We start from the raw sequence: 14,365 nt of genomic DNA, 5'->3' as shown, positions 1-14,365 counted from the left end.
ACCGGTTATGACTGCCACGCCCGACACCGCCCCCCGCACCTACGAGGTCAAGACCTACGGGTGCCAGATGAACGTCCACGACTCCGAGCGCCTGACCGGGCTGCTGGAGGACGCGGGGTACGTCGCGGCGGCGGCCGACCAGCAGGCCGACGTGGTCGTGTTCAACACCTGCGCGGTCCGCGAGAACGCCGACAACAAGCTCTACGGCAACCTCTCCCACCTCGCGCCGGTCAAGGCCGCCAACCCGGGCATGCAGATCGCCGTCGGCGGCTGCCTGGCGCAGAAGGACCGCTCGACGATCACGCAGAAGGCGCCGTACGTCGACGTCGTGTTCGGCACCCACAACATCGGCTCGCTGCCGGTGCTGCTGGAGCGGGCGCGCGTGCAGGAGGAGGCGCAGGTCGAGATTCTCGAGTCGCTCGAGGTCTTCCCGTCGACCCTGCCGACCAAGCGCGACTCGGCCTACGCGGCCTGGGTGTCGATCTCGGTGGGCTGCAACAACACGTGCACGTTCTGCATCGTCCCCAGCCTGCGCGGCAAGGAGAAGGACCGCCGCCCCGGCGAGATCCTGGCCGAGATCGAGGCGCTGGTCGCCGAGGGCGTCTCGGAGATCACCCTGCTGGGCCAGAACGTCAACGCCTACGGCGTGGAGTTCGGCGACCGGCAGGCCTTCTCCAAGCTGCTGCGCGCGTGCGGCGAGGTCGATGGGCTCGAGCGGGTCCGGTTCACCTCCCCGCACCCGGCGGAGTTCACCGACGACGTCATCGAGGCGATGGCCGAGACCCCCAACGTGATGCCGCAACTGCACATGCCGCTGCAGTCCGGCTCGGACAAGGTCCTCAAGGACATGCGCCGGTCCTACCGGCAGAGCAAGTTCCTCGGCATCATCGAGCGCGTCCGCGCCGCGATGCCCGAGGCCGCGATCACCACCGACATCATCGTCGGCTTCCCCGGCGAGACCGAGGAGGACTTCCTCGCGACCCTGGACGTCGTGCGGGCGGCCCGGTTCGCGGGGGCGTTCACGTTCCAGTACTCCAAGCGTCCCGGCACCCCCGCCGCCACGCTCCCGGACCAGATCACGCCCGACGTGGTCAAGGACCGCTACGAGCGGCTCGTCGAGGTCGTCAACGAGATCGCGTGGGACGAGGGGAAGAAGCTCGTCGGCCGGCAGGTCGAGCTGATGGTCTCCGAGGGCGAGGGCCGCAAGGACGCCGCGACCCACCGGCTGTCGGGCCGCGGCCCGGACAACCGGCTCGTGCACTTCGAGGCGGACTTCTCCGCCGTCGAGGTCTCGGCAGGCTCGACCACCGATGGAGGCTCGACCGCCGTGGGCGTGCGCCCCGGCGACATGGTCACCGTGACGATCACCTACGCCGCGCCGCACCACCTCGTCGCAGACGGTCCCGTCCAGGCCGTACGCCGGACCCGCTCCGGCGATGCCTGGGAGCGGCGGGTCTCGGCAGGCTCGACCACCGGGGGCACCGGCGTCACGCTCGGCATGCCGGCGATCGGCGTACCGGCACCGCTGCCGGACGCGCCCGCCTGTCGCTGACCAACACCGTCAGGACCGCGGGTCGACCGAGGGGTAGCCCGCCTTCGGCGCCAGCCCCTGGGGGTTGTCCTCGGGGTTGCCGGGGCTCTGCTCGGGCGGCCCTTCGGGCTCCTCGACGCGGGGGTCCTTGGCCCGGGTGTCACGGAGACCGGACGTGTCGTACTGTCCGGGGCCGGTGCGGCCGAGGCGCTCGCTGCTGACGCCCATGCCGTCGGGACGTTCGGTCTCGTCCACCTGTTTCGGGTCGCTCATGAGCGGCCCGTACCCGATCTCAGGCCGGCGACTCGTCCTCCGGCGGGACCTCTTCGCCGTCCTCGGTCGCCCGGGTCGAGGTGTCCTCGCTGTCCTTCATCTGGTCCTTGACGTCCTCGGTGGCCACGTCGTCGACGGCGGGGTTCTTCTCCGTCGGCAGGTTGGGGATCTCCGGCTTGAGGTCGTGGTGGTCGCCGCCGTCGATGGCGTCGACACCGCCCGGGTTGGGCTCGCCGGGCTCGATCTGGGGCTCGGGCTTGGGGCCGAGGTCGGTCATCTGCTGCTCCTCCATGGAATCGCTCACGCGTCGAATCCGAACGTCGAGTAGGGCGTCGTCGTCCCGCCGCGCAGCGCGGTCAGCACCTGCAGCTCGTGGGGGACGACGGGGTCGGGCAAGGCGTCCAGGGGACACCAGCGGAGCTCGGCGCACTTGTCCGGCTCCACGATCCGCGGCTCACCGGTCCAGGTGCGCGCGGTGAAGAAGAAGTCGATCCGCTCGTCGATGGCGTCGGCGTGCCGGGTGCGCTGCATGGCGGTCACGAAGGCGAGGTCGAGGTCCAAGACCTCGATCTCCTCGCTCGCCTCGCGGTGCGCGGCGTCGTACGCCGTCTCGCCGGCCTCCACGTGACCGGCCGCGGCCGCGGCCCAGTGGTCGTCCATGTAGCCGGTGTTCTGCCGCAGCTGCAGCAGCACCTCCGGGCCGGTGACGCCGTCGCGGAGCAGGAACACGTAGGAGGCGGGGACGACGGTGAAGCGGTCGTGCGTGCTCAGGACTCGTCCTCCGGCTCGTCGTCGTGCGGGGTGGTCTCCGCCTCGCCGGTGACGTCGTAGGCGGTGCCGGTCTCGTCGGAGTGCACGTCCGCGTCGGGCTCGTACTCCTCGGCCTGCGGCTCGTCGGCGGCCGCGAGCTCCTCGGCGAGCTCGTCCTCGGCTGGTCCGTCGGTCATCGCATCTCCTGACTACTGGGAGGGCTGGTCCAGGGAGGTCTCGGCGTTCTCCTCCTGGAGGTCCCGCCGCTCTTCGGTCTGCTGCTTGCGGTCCACGGGCGGGGGCAGCTCGTCGTCGGGCGCCGAACCGCTCGAGGAGGGCGCCGACGGCGTGCCGACCGTCGTCCGGCCGGGGGTCTCGGTCCCGTCGGGCGCGTCGGTGCGCTGGGGGCCGCCGGGCGGGGTCGGGGCGTCGAGGTCCTCGTGGTTCTGCTTCTGGCTCATGTCGTCCTCACAGGTCGTCGTTCTTGCCGTCGAGCTTGTCGAGCGCGTCCTTGGCCTTGACCGCGCCCTCGGCGATCTTGTCGGCGTGCTTGCCGCCGGTCTTGTCGTCCAGGAGCTCGGCCGCCTTGTCGATCCCGTCGGCAACCTTGTCGCCGTGCTTGTCGACGGCGTCGGCCAGCTTGTCCTTCGCGTCGTCCAGGAATCCCATGGTGCGCTCCCTTCGTCGGTGGCCCCCGAGGACGGGGGACCGCTGTTTGACACACTAACGACATGCCGCCCGAGCCCCCCAGCGTGCCCGTGGTCGCCGTGGTGGGAGCCACGGCCTCCGGCAAGACCGGCCTCTCGCTGGACCTCGCGGAGGCGCTCGGCGGGGAGGTCGTCAACACCGACGCGATGCAGGTCTACCGCGGCATGGACATCGGCACCGCCAAGCTCCCCGTCGCCGAGCGGCGCGGCATCCCGCACCACCTCCTCGACACCCTGACCGTCCGTGACACCGCCACCGTGGCGGAGTTCCAGGGATGGGCGCGGTCCGCGATCCAGCAATTGCGCGGAAACGGCACGGTCCCCGTCCTGGTCGGCGGCTCCGCGCTCTACACCCGCGCCATCCTCGACCGCTTCGAGTTCCCCGGCACCGACGAGGCGGTCCGCGCCGAGCTCGAGGCCGAGCTGGAGGAGGTCGGCAGCGGTGCCCTCCACCGGAGGCTCCGTGAGCTCGACCCCGAGGCCGCCGACCGGATCATCCCCGGCAACGGCCGTCGCGTGGTCCGTGCGCTCGAGGTCATCCGGCTCACCGGGCGCCCCTACTCGGCCTCCCTCCCCACCCTCGAGTACGCCGACCCCTGCACCCTCCAGCTCGGCGTCGACATCGACCGCCCCACGCTCGACGCGCGGATCGAGCAGCGGGTGGCGCAGATGTTCGAGGACGGGTTCGTGGCCGAGGTCGAGCGGCTGCTCGACGAGGGCCTCGCGGAGGGCCGGACCGCGAGCCGCGCGATCGGCTACCGCGAGGTGATGGCCCACCTCGCGGGCGAGCTGACCCTCGACCGGGCCCGCGAGCAGACGGTCGTGGCCACCCGCCGGTTCGCCCGCCGGCAGGACTCGTGGTTCCGCAAGGACCCGCGCATCGTCTGGGTCGACCACGCCTCACCCGACCGGGTGAGGGACGCGCTCGCCGCCGTACCGGGGCGCCAAACAAAGTAAAGAGATCCCTCGACATCGGGGCCCCGGACGTGCAGGGTGAAGACCGTCCGCAGCACCGTTCTCGGGAGGAACGCATGCGTCGTACGACCGCAGCCGTCGCTGCCCTGGCCGTGGCCACCTCGGTCGGTGGAGCCGTCCTCACGGCGCCCCGGTCCTCGGCCGAGACCACCCCCACCGCGGGAGCCACGGGCCTGACGCCGACGCCCAAGACCGCCACCCAGCGCGGGTACGGCGGTGCCGTGACGTCCGTCGACGCGGACGCCTCGCGGATCGGGCTGGCGGTGCTCGAGGCGGGCGGCAACGCCACCGACGCCGCGGTCGCGACCGCGGCGGCCCTCGGCGTCACCGAGCCCTACAGCGCCGGGATCGGCGGTGGCGGCTACTTCGTCCACTACGACGCCGGCACCGGCCGCGTCGAGACGATCGACGGCCGCGAGACGGCGCCGGCCGGCATCACCCACGACGCGTTCATCGACCCCGCGACCGGCCAGCCCTACCGCTTCACGCCCGAGCTGGTCACCAGCGGCGTCGCGGTCGGCGTGCCGGGCACGCTCGCGACCTGGCAGCGCGCCCTGGACCGCTGGGGCACCGACTCCCTCAGGACCGCCCTGGCCCCCGCGTCCGCGCTGGCGCGCAAGGGCTTCGTGGTCGACCAGACCTTCCACGACCAGACCGTCGACAACCAGAAGCGGTTCGACGCGTTCACCTCCACGCGCAAGCTCTTCCTGCCCGGCGGTGCCGCCCCCGCCGTCGGCACCCGCTTCCGCAACCCCGACCTCGCGGACACCTACGACCTGATCGGCGCCCGCGGCCCCCGCGCCTTCTACTCCGGGCCGCTGGCCGCGAGGATCGCCGACACCGTCCAGCACCCGCCGAAGACCGCCGACACGACACTGCCGGTGCCGCCCGGATCGATGACCACCGCCGACCTCGGCGGCTACCGCGCCAAGGACCAGGCGCCCACGAAGGTCGGCTACCGCGGCTACGACGTCTACGGCATGGCCCCGTCCTCGAGCGGCGGCTCCACCGTGGGCGAGGCGCTCAACATCCTCGAGGGCTACGACCTGGGCGCCATGGACGACGGCGACGCCCTGCACCACTACCTCGAGGCGAGCGCGCTGGCCTTCGCCGACCGCGGCCGCTACGTCGGCGACCCGGCCTCGGTCGACGTCCCGCTCTCCGACCTGCTCAGCGACACCTACGCCGCCGAGCGGGCCTGCGCGATCGACCCCGACCACGCGATGGCCAAGCCGACGGCGCCCGGCGACGTGACGTCGTACGACGGGGAGTGCGGTGGCTCGCCCGCGACCGCCCAGCGCGACACCGACACCGAGAACATCTCGACCACCAACCTGACCGTCGCCGACCGGTGGGGCAACGTCGTGGACTACACGCTCACGATCGAGCAGACCGGCGGCTCGGGCATGGTGGTGCCGGGTCGCGGCTTCCTGCTCAACAACGAGCTCACCGACTTCTCCACCGTCTGGGCCGCCGACGACCCCAACAGGATCGAGCCCGGCAAGCGGCCGCGCTCGTCGATGTCGCCCACGATCGTGCTCAAGGACGGCAAGCCGTTCCTCGCGCTCGGGTCGCCCGGCGGCTCGACGATCATCACGACGGTCCTGCAGATGCTGTTCAACCGGATCGACCGCGGGATGTCGCTGCCCGAGGCGATCGCGGCACCGCGGGCCGCCCAGCGCAACACGGCCAAGGTCACGGCCGAGCCGGCCTTCATCGACGCCTACGGCCCGCTCCTGGAGGCCTACGGCCACCAGCTCCAGCCCGCCGGTGACGCGTTCACCAGCGCGGCCGAGATCGGCGCCGCCACCGCCATCGAGTTCGGACCGGACGGTGTGGTGACCGTCGTGGCCGAGCCCCAGCGGCGTGGTGGTGGCGACGCGGAGGTCGTCCGCCCTGCGGACTGACCCCCCAATGTCCCCGGGGCCACGTGTCAGGTTGCCCCCCCGGTGGCCCCGGGGACCTTCACCACACGGCGTACCGTCTTCCCGTGACCATCGAACCGCTGACCGAGATCACCACCGAGGCCGAGCTCACCGCTCTCCTCGGTGAGCCGACCGCGGCGGTGCGCGGCAAGGTGCGGTCCGCGCTCGTCGACCGCGACCGCGACTGGCTGGCGGCCTCGCCGTTCTGCGTCGTCGCGACCGCATCGGCCTCCGGCGAGTGCGACGCCTCGCCCAAGGGCGACCCCGCCGGTCAGCTCGTGCACGTCATCGACGAGCGGACCATCGCGCTGGCCGAGCGGCCCGGCAACCGGCGGGCCGACGGCTACCGCAACGTCCTGGTGAACCCCCACGTCGGCCTGAACTTCCTCATCCCCGGCCGCGGCGACACCCTGCGGATCAACGGCCGCGCCCGGCTGGTCTCCGACGCGCCGTTCTTCGACGCGATGGTCGTCAAGGGCCACCGGCCGGTCCTGGCCCTCCTGGTCGAGATCGACGAGGTCTTCCACCACTGCCAGAAGGCCTTCCTGCGCTCGGGACTGTGGGACCCGGAGACCTGGGCCCCGACGGCCACCGTGCCGCGGCGCGCCGTCCTGGCCCACGAGCTGGACCGCCCCGACACGAGCATCGAGGAGCTGGACGCCTACTACGGCCCGTCCTACGCCAAGGGGGTCTACCGATGACCTACCCCTACCTCAAGGGCCACGGCACCGAGAACGACTTCGTGCTGCTGCCCGACCACGACGGCTCCGTCCACGGCCACCTCGACCCCGCCCGCGTCCGCGCGCTGTGCGACCGCCGCGCGGGGATCGGCGGCGACGGCGTGCTGCGGGTGATCCGCACCGCGGCCATGGGCGATGCCGGTCGCGGCCAGGACGCGGAGTGGTTCATGGACTACCGCAACTCCGACGGGTCGGTCTCGGAGATGTGCGGCAACGGCATCCGGGTCTTCGCCCGCCACCTCGTCGACGAGGGCCTGGCCGACGGCTCCGCCCCGATCCCGGTCGCGACCCGCGACGGCATCAAGGTGCTGCGGGTCGAGGGCGACCTGGTCACCGCCGACATGGGCCGCCCGAAGGTGCTCGGCGAGACAGCCGTGTCGGTGGGGGACGCCCGATGGCCGGCGCGCCACGTCGACATGGGCAACCCGCACGCCGTCGCGTTCGTCGACTCCCTCGACCCGCACGGGCCGGTCGGCCCGCTGCTCGACGAGCCGTCGTACGACGCCTCGACCTACCCCGAGGGCGTCAACGTCGAGTTCGTGGTGCGGGCCGGGGAGCGGCACGTCGCGATGCGCGTGCACGAGCGCGGGTCCGGCGAGACCCGGTCCTGCGGCACCGGCGCCTGCGCGGTGATGGTGGCGACGGCGCTCGCCGACGGGGTGAGCGGTCCGCCGGCCGAGGACCTGACCTACCGGGTCGACGTGCCCGGCGGGACGCTGCGGATCACGTGGACCGCCGACGACCGGGTGCTGCTCACCGGTCCGGCCGTGGTCGTCGCGTCCGGGACCACAGCACTCTGATCAGCGCGGCCAGCACCAGCGCCAGCAGCGGCCAGCTGGTGGGGATCAGGAACGGCGGCTGGAGCGAGAGCACGAACGAGTAGGTGTCGGGGCTGATGTCGTCCGGGTCGACCGGTGTCGTCGCGCCGTCCAGCTCGCCGGCGGCGAGGGCCAGCTGGAGCAGGATCCCGAAGCCCGTGAGGACGTGGAGCCACGGCTGCCCGCGGAAGTGGCGTACGGCGAGGGTGCCGGCCAGCAGGATCGCCGCGGTGACGAGCTCGGTGGTCAGCGCCCCCTGGTAGTCGGCCGGCGACACCGAGCCGGGCTCGAAGTAGAACTGCGTGTAGCCCCACCAGCAGATCACCCCGGTCAGCGAGGTGAGGACGATGCTGATCCCCAGGCCGACCTGGGTGAGGACGTGGGTGCCGCCGTGGGTGCCGTCGTGGAGGGCGGTCTCGTCGCGGGCCATGCGCAGCAGGGTGCCCGAGCCGCTGCCCGGACCACCATGGGCCGCGCTACTCAGCCGTTCCCTATGCTCCCGGGCATGGACATCAAGGGTTCTTCCGCCATCGTCACGGGCGCCGCGTCGGGCATCGGTGCCGCCGCCGCCCGCCAGCTCGCCGCCCTGGGCGCCGTCGTCGTGGTCGCCGACGTGCAGACCGAGAAGGGCGAGGCCCTCGCCCAGGAGATCGGGGGCGTGTTCGCCCAGGTCGACGTCACCAGCACCGAGCAGATCGAGGCCGCGGTCAACGCCGCCGCCGAGATCGCGCCGCTGCGGGCCGTCGTCAACTCCGCCGGGGTCGGCTGGGCCGCGCGCACGATCGGTCGCGACGGCCAGTTCGGGTCGGCGCACGACCTCGACCTCTACAAGAAGGTCATCGAGATCAACCTGATCGGCACCTTCGACATGGTCCGCATCGCCGCGACCGCCATGAGCCGCAACGAGCCGGACGCCGACGGCTGCCGCGGTGCGATCGTCAACCTCGCGAGCGTCGCGGCCTTCGACGGCCAGATCGGCCAGGCGGCGTACTCCTCCTCCAAGGGCGGCATCGTCGGCATGACCCTCCCGGTCGCCCGCGACCTGTCGGCCTCGGGCATCCGGCTCAACACGGTGGCGCCCGGTCTGATCGACACCCCGATCTACGGCGAGGGCCCCGACGCCGAGGCGTTCAAGGCCAAGCTCGGGGAGAGCGTGCTGTTCCCCAAGCGCCTCGGGCAGCCGGCCGAGCTGGCCAGCATGGTCATCGAGTGCCTGACCAACCCCTACATGAACGGCGAGGTCGTCCGTGTCGACGGCGGCATCCGGATGCCCCCGAAGTAACCCCGTCAGGGGGTCCAGGTGGTGAGGTCGATGACGAGGTCGGCCCGGTCGCGCGCGGCCTGCACGAGCGCGGCGTTGGCCTGGTCGACCCGCTCGACCCACGCCTGCGCCTCGGCGGGGGTCTTGCCGAACGCGACGTGCCGGGCGACGAGTCGCTCGAGCCGCACCGCCTCGTCGACCTCGACGTGCCACACGACGTCGATCTCCGCGCGCACCGCCCGCCACCGCGGCTCGTCGAGCAGCAGGTAGTTGCCCTCGGTCACCACGGTCCCGGTCGCCGGGACCGGGATCGCCCCGGCGATCGGCTGCTCGAGGTCGCGCTCGAACATCGGCGCCACGACGGCCGGCTCGCCGGTCCGGACGCGCCGCAGCAACGCGGCGTACCCCTCCGCGTCGAAGGTCTCCGGGGCGCCCTTGCGGTCCAGCAGCCCGCGCCGGACCAGCTCGGCGTCGGCGTAGTGGAAGCCGTCCATCGGCACGACCGGGAGGCCCAGCGCAGCGGCCAGCGTGGTCTTGCCGGCCCCCGGCGCGCCCGTGATTCCGAGCAGTCGAATGCCCGACGGAACGGCCGGCAGGGTCATGGCTGAACGTTAAGGGTTCGCGCGGCGTGTCGCGGCGACCTACGCTGGTCCCTACATGACGAACGCATCTGACTTCAACCTCGACGCCGAGCTCGACGAGACCGACGACTGGGACTCCGACGAGTTCGAGTCCGGATACGCAGACGAGCCGGATCCCGAGGAGGACGAACCCACCGTCGGCGCGATGGAGCTGGCCGAGCGCCACGCCCTGCGCCGCGTCGCCAGCCTCCGCACCGAGCTCGAGGACATCACCGAGGTCGAGTACCGCCAGCTCCGCCTGGAGCGCGTGGTCCTCGTCGGCGTGTGGACCGAGGGCTCGGTCGAGGACGCCGAGAACTCCATGGCCGAGCTCGCGCTGCTCGCCGAGACGGCCGGCTCGGAGGTGCTGGAGGCGATCTACCAGCGCCGCCAGACCCCGGACCCCGCGACGTACGTCGGCCGCGGCAAGGTCGACGGGATCCGCGAGATCGTGCAGGCCACCGGCGCCGACACCGTCGTCTGCGACGGCGAGCTCGCGCCCAGCCAGCTGAGGAACCTCGAGGACCGGCTCAAGGTCAAGGTCGTCGACCGGACCGCGCTGATCCTCGACATCTTCGCCCAGCACGCGAAGTCGCGGGAGGGCCAGGCCCAGGTCGAGCTCGCCCAGCTCAACTACATGAAGCAGCGGCTGCGCGGCTGGGGTGGCAACCTCTCCCGCCAGGCCGGTGGCCGGGTCGCCGGCGGTGCCGGCATCGGTGGCCGTGGTCCCGGTGAGACCAAGATCGAGACCGACCGGCGCCGGATCAACACCAAGATCGCCAAGCTCCGCCGCGAGCTGACCGCGATGCGTGGCACCCGCGACACCAAGCGCGCCGAGCGCCGCCGCAACCACATCCCCGCCGTCGCGATCGCTGGCTACACCAACGCCGGCAAGTCCTCGCTGCTCAACCGGCTGACCAACGCCGGGGTGCTGGTCGAGGACTCCCTGTTCGCGACCCTGGACCCCACCACGCGGCGTACGACGACCTCCGACGGCCGGGTCTACACGATGAGCGACACGGTCGGCTTCGTCCGGCACCTGCCGCACCAGCTGATCGAGGCGTTCCGCTCGACGCTGGAGGAGGTCGCCGACGCCGACCTGATCCTGCACGTCGTCGACGGATCCCACCCCGACCCCGAGGGCCAGCTGGCCGCGGTGCGCGAGGTGCTCGCCGAGATCGACGCGACCAAGGTCCCCGAGCTGGTCATCATCAACAAGGCCGACGCGGCCGACCCGATGGTGCTGGCGCGGCTGCGGCAGCGCGAGCCGCACTCGCTGGTGGTCTCGGCCAAGACCGGCGAGGGCATCCGCGAGGCACTCGAGGTCATCGAGGCCGACCTGCCGCGGCCGGGCGTGGAGTTCCACGCGCTGCTGCCCTACGAGCGCGGTGACCTGATCAACCGGCTTCACCAGCAGGGCGAGATCGACTCGATGGAGCACACCGCCGACGGCACCGTCGTCCGCGGCCGGGCCAACGACGACCTCGCGGGTGAGCTCGCGGCGTACGCCGTCGCGGGCGCCTGATCACGAAACCGCCACGGGCTGGGTAAATCTGCGTCATTACCCCGACGGACCACCGTCTTGTCGCTGAACATCGGTGCGTGGGTCTGGGGGGAATGATGGGTGCACTCGTCGCGACGCGGCGCGGGCTGGTCGTCGGTGGGCTGTTCGTGGTGCTGGTGGTGGCGACCCTGTCGTTCCACCTCTCGGGGCTGGCGCGGGGCGCGGACGCCTCCCGCTGCGAGCGGTATGCCGCCGGCTCGGTCGCCCGCGCGCAGGCCGTCACGGGCGCCGGTGAGCGGGTCGTCGTGATCGGCGACTCCTACTCCGCGGGCCTGGGCCTCTCCTCGGTCGTGGGGTCGTGGCCGTCGCGGCTGCCCGGCCAGGTCCACGTCGCGGGCTTCTCGGGCTCGGGCTTCTCCGAGCACGCGAGTCCCTGCGGCCGGGTCTCCTTCGCCGACCGCGCCCCGGCCGCGCTCCGCGGCGGCGCCGACCTGGTCGTCGTCGAGGGCGGCCTCAACGACGTCGACCAGCCCGCGTCCTCGATCACGGCCGGCTTCGCCCGGCTGATGGCCGAGCTGGACGGCTATCGGGTCGTCGTGGTCGGGCCGGTGGCGGCCCCGTCGCGCGCGGCCGGCGTACCCCGTGTCGACGCGCTGCTCGCCGAGCTCTGCGCCGACTACGACGTGCCCTACGTCCGCACCTCCGGCCTCCGGCTGCCCTACCTCGACGACCGGCTGCACCTCACGCCGACCGGTCACCGGACGTTCGGCGACTTCGTCGCCGCGCAGCTGGCCGGCTGAGCCCGGTGCCTGTGTACGGCGACCACAGGGATGTCCCCGGTCGCGGCTAGGGTTCTGGGGTGCCCGAAGCGACCACCAGCCCCGTCCGCGACCTCCTCGCGACGGCGGTGTCTGCCCTCGGCGGGCAGGAGCGCGCGGGCCAGGTCGAGATGGCCGAGGCCGTCGCCGACGCGATGACCGACGGCCGCCACCTGCTGGTGCAGGCCGGCACCGGCACCGGCAAGTCGCTCGGCTACCTCGTGCCGAGCCTGCTCCACGACAAGCGGGTCGTGGTCGCCACCGCGACGCTCGCCCTCCAGCACCAGCTCGTCGAGCGCGACATCCCGCGGCTGGTCGAGGCGATCGGCGGGGTCGACGGCGTCGACACCAGCTATGCCGTGCTCAAGGGTCGCTCCAACTACGCCTGCCTGCACCGCATCCGCGAGGGCGTGCCCGACGACCAGGGCACCCTCGTCGACGTGCCCGAGGGGTCGATGGCCAAGAAGGTCCTCGAGCTGCGCACCTGGGCGGAGAAGCAGGCCCAGGACAAGGGCACCGGCGAGCGTGACGCCGCGCCCCGCCACACCGACCGCGAGTGGCGCCAGGTCAGCGTCGGCCACCGCGACTGCCTCGGCGCCACCAAGTGCCCCTTCGGCCAGGAGTGCTTCGTCGAGCGCGCCCGCGAGCAGGCCCAGCGCTCCCAGCTGATCATCACCAACCACTCCCTGCTCGCGATCGACGCGATCGAGGGGGTGCCGATGATCCCCGACTACGACACCGTCGTCATCGACGAGGCCCACGAGCTGGTCCAGCGGGTCACCCAGGCGGCCACCGACGAGCTGGCCAGCAACGACGTCGACCGTGCCTCCCGCCGCAGCCAGCGCTGGGTCGAGGGCAGCCAGGCCGACGACCTCGCCGACGCCGGCGACGCGCTCGCCGACGCCATCTCCGCGGCCAGCCCGGGCCGCTTCGAGGTCGTCCCCGACCAGCTCAAGGACGCCCTCGTGCTGGTGCGTGACGCGGCGCGGGCCTGCCTCTCGGCCTTCCCCAAGGAGACCTCCGAGAGCGAGGTGGACGCCGGCCGCACCCAGGCCAAGGGCCTGGTCCAGGAGGTCTTCGTCAACGCCGAGCGGATGGCCGCGGGCTCCGACGCCGACGTGCTGTGGCTCTCCGAGGGAGGCGACCGGATCCCGCCGCGGCTCTGCGTGGCGCCGCTCCAGGTGTGGGGGCAGATGCGCGACAAGCTCCTCAGCGACAAGACCGTCGTCTTCACCAGCGCCACCCTGATGCTCGGCGGTGACTTCTCCTCGGTCGCCACCAGCGTCGGTCTCAAGCCCTCCGAGCGGGTCGTGGAGTCCGGGGCCGTCTCCTCGGGCGGCGACGCCCTGCCGTGGCGCGGGCTCGACGTGGGCTCACCCTTCGACTACGGCCAGCAGGCGATCCTGTACGTCGCCCGCCACCTGCCGCCGCCGGGCCGCGACGGGCTCGTCAAGGCCCAGCTCGACGAGATCGTCGACCTCGTCGACGCCGCCGACGGGCGCACGCTCGGCCTGTTCTCGAGCCGGCGCGCGGCCGAGGCCGCGGCCGAGGCCGTCCGCGAGCGGCTGCCCCACCTGACCACGTTGGCCCAGGGTGACGCCCAGCTGCCCGAGCTCGCCAAGCAGTTCGTCGCCGACCCGCACACCTGCCTCTTCGGCACCCTGAGCCTCTGGCAGGGCCTCGACGTCCCGGGCGACACCTGCCAGCTGGTGCTGATCGACCGGATCCCGTTCCCGCGGCCCGACGACCCACTGATGAGCGCGCGCCAGCGCGCGGCCGACAAGGCCGGAGGCAACGGCTTCATGCAGGTCGCCGCCACCCACGCCGCCCTGCTGATGGCGCAGGGCGCCGGGCGCCTGATCCGCACCACCACCGACCGCGGGGTCGTGGCCGTGCTCGACCCGCGCCTCGCCACCGCCCGTTACGGCGGCTTCCTCAAGGCGAGCCTGCCGCCGATGTGGACCACCACCGACCCGGCCGTGGTCCGCAAGGCGCTCACCCGCCTCGCCGGCAACTAGTCCACCGGGGCGGAGTCGACCCGGTCGAGCATGTCGGTGAGGTGCTCCCGCAGCTTCTCCCGGTGCTCCGTGGCCGCCTGCTGGAGGTCCGCGATGACCCCCTCGTGGCGCTCACGGGACGCGGTCGTCTCCTTCTGCACCCGGGATGCCTCGGCGCGGGCGTCGCGCAGCGTCTGCGCGGCTTCCTTGCGGGCCGACGCCACCAGGGCCTCGGCTTCCTCGCGCGCAGCTCGCACGAGCTCGGCCGCCTCATCTCGGGCGCCCGCCACGATCGTGGCGGCCTCGCTCCTGGCCTCGGATCGCCACTGGTCGGTCTCCCGGGCGGTCATCTCCAGCAGTCGAGCCGCCGCCGGTGAGCTGTCCGGGACGTCGCCAGGGGCTGGGTGGGGGTCGCTGTAGGCGTGTGCGTTGATGCTCATGGTCTT

Annotated in this window: 18 protein-coding genes; 9 read left to right on the top strand and 9 right to left on the bottom strand. The window is 72.6% G+C overall.

Features of this window, described 5'->3' with window-relative positions; translation table 11 throughout:
- Nucleotides 1–7: 7 nt before the first annotated feature.
- Nucleotides 8–1,552, top strand: coding sequence for a tRNA (N6-isopentenyl adenosine(37)-C2)-methylthiotransferase MiaB (gene miaB, locus EJF31_RS17375; protein WP_125038382.1), 1,545 nt, complete (start codon nt 8–10; stop codon nt 1,550–1,552).
- Between the two features lie 9 nt (nt 1,553–1,561).
- Here the strand turns inward: miaB and EJF31_RS17370 are convergent, their stop codons facing one another.
- From EJF31_RS17370 to EJF31_RS17345, 6 genes are read right to left on the bottom strand one after another with little or no spacing between them, the layout of a single operon-like run.
- On the bottom strand, nt 1,562–1,804 hold the full coding sequence (locus EJF31_RS17370; RefSeq protein WP_125038381.1) for a hypothetical protein: 243 nt from the start codon (nt 1,802–1,804) through the stop codon (nt 1,562–1,564).
- Between the two features lie 19 nt (nt 1,805–1,823).
- Nucleotides 1,824–2,108 carry a hypothetical protein gene (locus tag EJF31_RS17365; RefSeq protein ID WP_125038380.1) on the bottom strand — a complete coding sequence of 95 codons (285 nt, stop codon included), beginning with the start codon at nt 2,106–2,108 and terminating at the stop codon, nt 1,824–1,826.
- The gene (locus tag EJF31_RS17360; RefSeq protein WP_260430925.1) at nt 2,105–2,533 is read right to left on the bottom strand and encodes an NUDIX domain-containing protein; all 429 of its coding nucleotides are present in this window, start codon (nt 2,531–2,533) and stop codon (nt 2,105–2,107) included. Before EJF31_RS17360 ends, EJF31_RS17365 begins: the two co-directional genes overlap by 4 nt.
- Nucleotides 2,534–2,571: 38 nt before the next feature.
- Entirely contained in the window at nt 2,572–2,751 is a 180-nt protein-coding gene (locus EJF31_RS17355) for a hypothetical protein (RefSeq protein ID WP_125038378.1), read from the bottom strand.
- Between the two features lie 12 nt (nt 2,752–2,763).
- Nucleotides 2,764–3,015, bottom strand: a complete 252-nt coding sequence (locus EJF31_RS17350; RefSeq protein WP_125038377.1) for a hypothetical protein — start codon at nt 3,013–3,015, stop codon at nt 2,764–2,766.
- Between the two features lie 7 nt (nt 3,016–3,022).
- Entirely contained in the window at nt 3,023–3,223 is a 201-nt protein-coding gene (locus EJF31_RS17345; protein WP_125038376.1) for an antitoxin, read from the bottom strand.
- A 62-nt stretch (nt 3,224–3,285) separates the two neighbouring features.
- Here EJF31_RS17345 and miaA point away from each other — a divergent pair, with 62 nt between their 5' ends.
- From miaA to dapF, 4 genes are all read left to right on the top strand, one after another.
- Nucleotides 3,286–4,218 carry a tRNA (adenosine(37)-N6)-dimethylallyltransferase MiaA gene (miaA, locus tag EJF31_RS17340; RefSeq protein ID WP_125038375.1) on the top strand — a complete coding sequence of 311 codons (933 nt, stop codon included), beginning with the start codon at nt 3,286–3,288 and terminating at the stop codon, nt 4,216–4,218.
- A gap of 74 nt (nt 4,219–4,292) precedes the next feature.
- Nucleotides 4,293–6,143: a gamma-glutamyltransferase gene (gene ggt, locus EJF31_RS17335; RefSeq protein ID WP_125038374.1), complete on the top strand. Its 1,851-nt coding sequence runs from the start codon at nt 4,293–4,295 to the stop codon at nt 6,141–6,143.
- 83 nt (nt 6,144–6,226) lie between these two features.
- Nucleotides 6,227–6,862, top strand: a complete 636-nt coding sequence (locus EJF31_RS17330; RefSeq protein WP_221767625.1) for an MSMEG_1061 family FMN-dependent PPOX-type flavoprotein — start codon at nt 6,227–6,229, stop codon at nt 6,860–6,862.
- Complete coding sequence (dapF, locus tag EJF31_RS17325) at nt 6,859–7,701, top strand: diaminopimelate epimerase (RefSeq protein WP_125038373.1); 843 nt, start codon at nt 6,859–6,861, stop codon at nt 7,699–7,701. The genes EJF31_RS17330 and dapF overlap by 4 nt, the downstream gene beginning before the upstream one ends.
- Here dapF and EJF31_RS17320 read toward each other — a convergent pair.
- Nucleotides 7,655–8,149, bottom strand: coding sequence for a hypothetical protein (locus EJF31_RS17320; RefSeq protein WP_125038372.1), 495 nt, complete (start codon nt 8,147–8,149; stop codon nt 7,655–7,657). The genes dapF and EJF31_RS17320 overlap by 47 nt on opposite strands.
- Before the next feature lie 75 nt (nt 8,150–8,224).
- Here EJF31_RS17320 and EJF31_RS17315 point away from each other — a divergent pair, with 75 nt between their 5' ends.
- Complete coding sequence (locus EJF31_RS17315) at nt 8,225–9,001, top strand: SDR family NAD(P)-dependent oxidoreductase (RefSeq protein WP_125038371.1); 777 nt, start codon at nt 8,225–8,227, stop codon at nt 8,999–9,001.
- A gap of 5 nt (nt 9,002–9,006) precedes the next feature.
- Here EJF31_RS17315 and EJF31_RS17310 read toward each other — a convergent pair whose 3' ends face one another.
- Complete coding sequence (locus tag EJF31_RS17310; protein ID WP_125038370.1) at nt 9,007–9,582, bottom strand: nucleoside/nucleotide kinase family protein; 576 nt, start codon at nt 9,580–9,582, stop codon at nt 9,007–9,009.
- A 55-nt stretch (nt 9,583–9,637) separates the two neighbouring features.
- Between EJF31_RS17310 and hflX the strand changes: the two genes are divergently transcribed.
- The 3 genes from hflX to EJF31_RS17295 all read left to right on the top strand — a co-directional run bounded on the left by hflX (nt 9,638) and on the right by EJF31_RS17295 (nt 13,940).
- Nucleotides 9,638–11,125 (top strand): GTPase HflX, encoded by a 1,488-nt coding sequence (gene hflX / locus EJF31_RS17305; protein WP_125038369.1) that lies wholly within the window; start codon nt 9,638–9,640, stop codon nt 11,123–11,125.
- A gap of 77 nt (nt 11,126–11,202) precedes the next feature.
- The gene (locus EJF31_RS17300) at nt 11,203–11,904 is read left to right on the top strand and encodes an SGNH/GDSL hydrolase family protein (protein ID WP_125038368.1); all 702 of its coding nucleotides are present in this window, start codon (nt 11,203–11,205) and stop codon (nt 11,902–11,904) included.
- Nucleotides 11,905–11,963: 59 nt separating this feature from the next.
- Complete coding sequence (locus EJF31_RS17295; RefSeq protein WP_125038367.1) at nt 11,964–13,940, top strand: ATP-dependent DNA helicase; 1,977 nt, start codon at nt 11,964–11,966, stop codon at nt 13,938–13,940.
- Here the strand turns inward: EJF31_RS17295 and EJF31_RS17290 are convergent.
- Nucleotides 13,937–14,359: a hypothetical protein gene (locus EJF31_RS17290; RefSeq protein ID WP_125038366.1), complete on the bottom strand. Its 423-nt coding sequence runs from the start codon at nt 14,357–14,359 to the stop codon at nt 13,937–13,939. The two genes, EJF31_RS17295 and EJF31_RS17290, sit on opposite strands and share 4 nt — an antisense overlap.
- Nucleotides 14,360–14,365: the final 6 nt, after the last annotated feature.

The sequence above is a fragment of the Nocardioides sp. LS1 genome (assembly GCF_003865225.1).
GTDB classification, from domain to species: Bacteria; Actinomycetota; Actinomycetes; order Propionibacteriales; family Nocardioidaceae; genus Nocardioides; species Nocardioides ginsengisegetis.
Note: the sequence above shows the minus strand (reverse complement) of the source record. Positions and strands in the feature narration are given on the sequence as shown.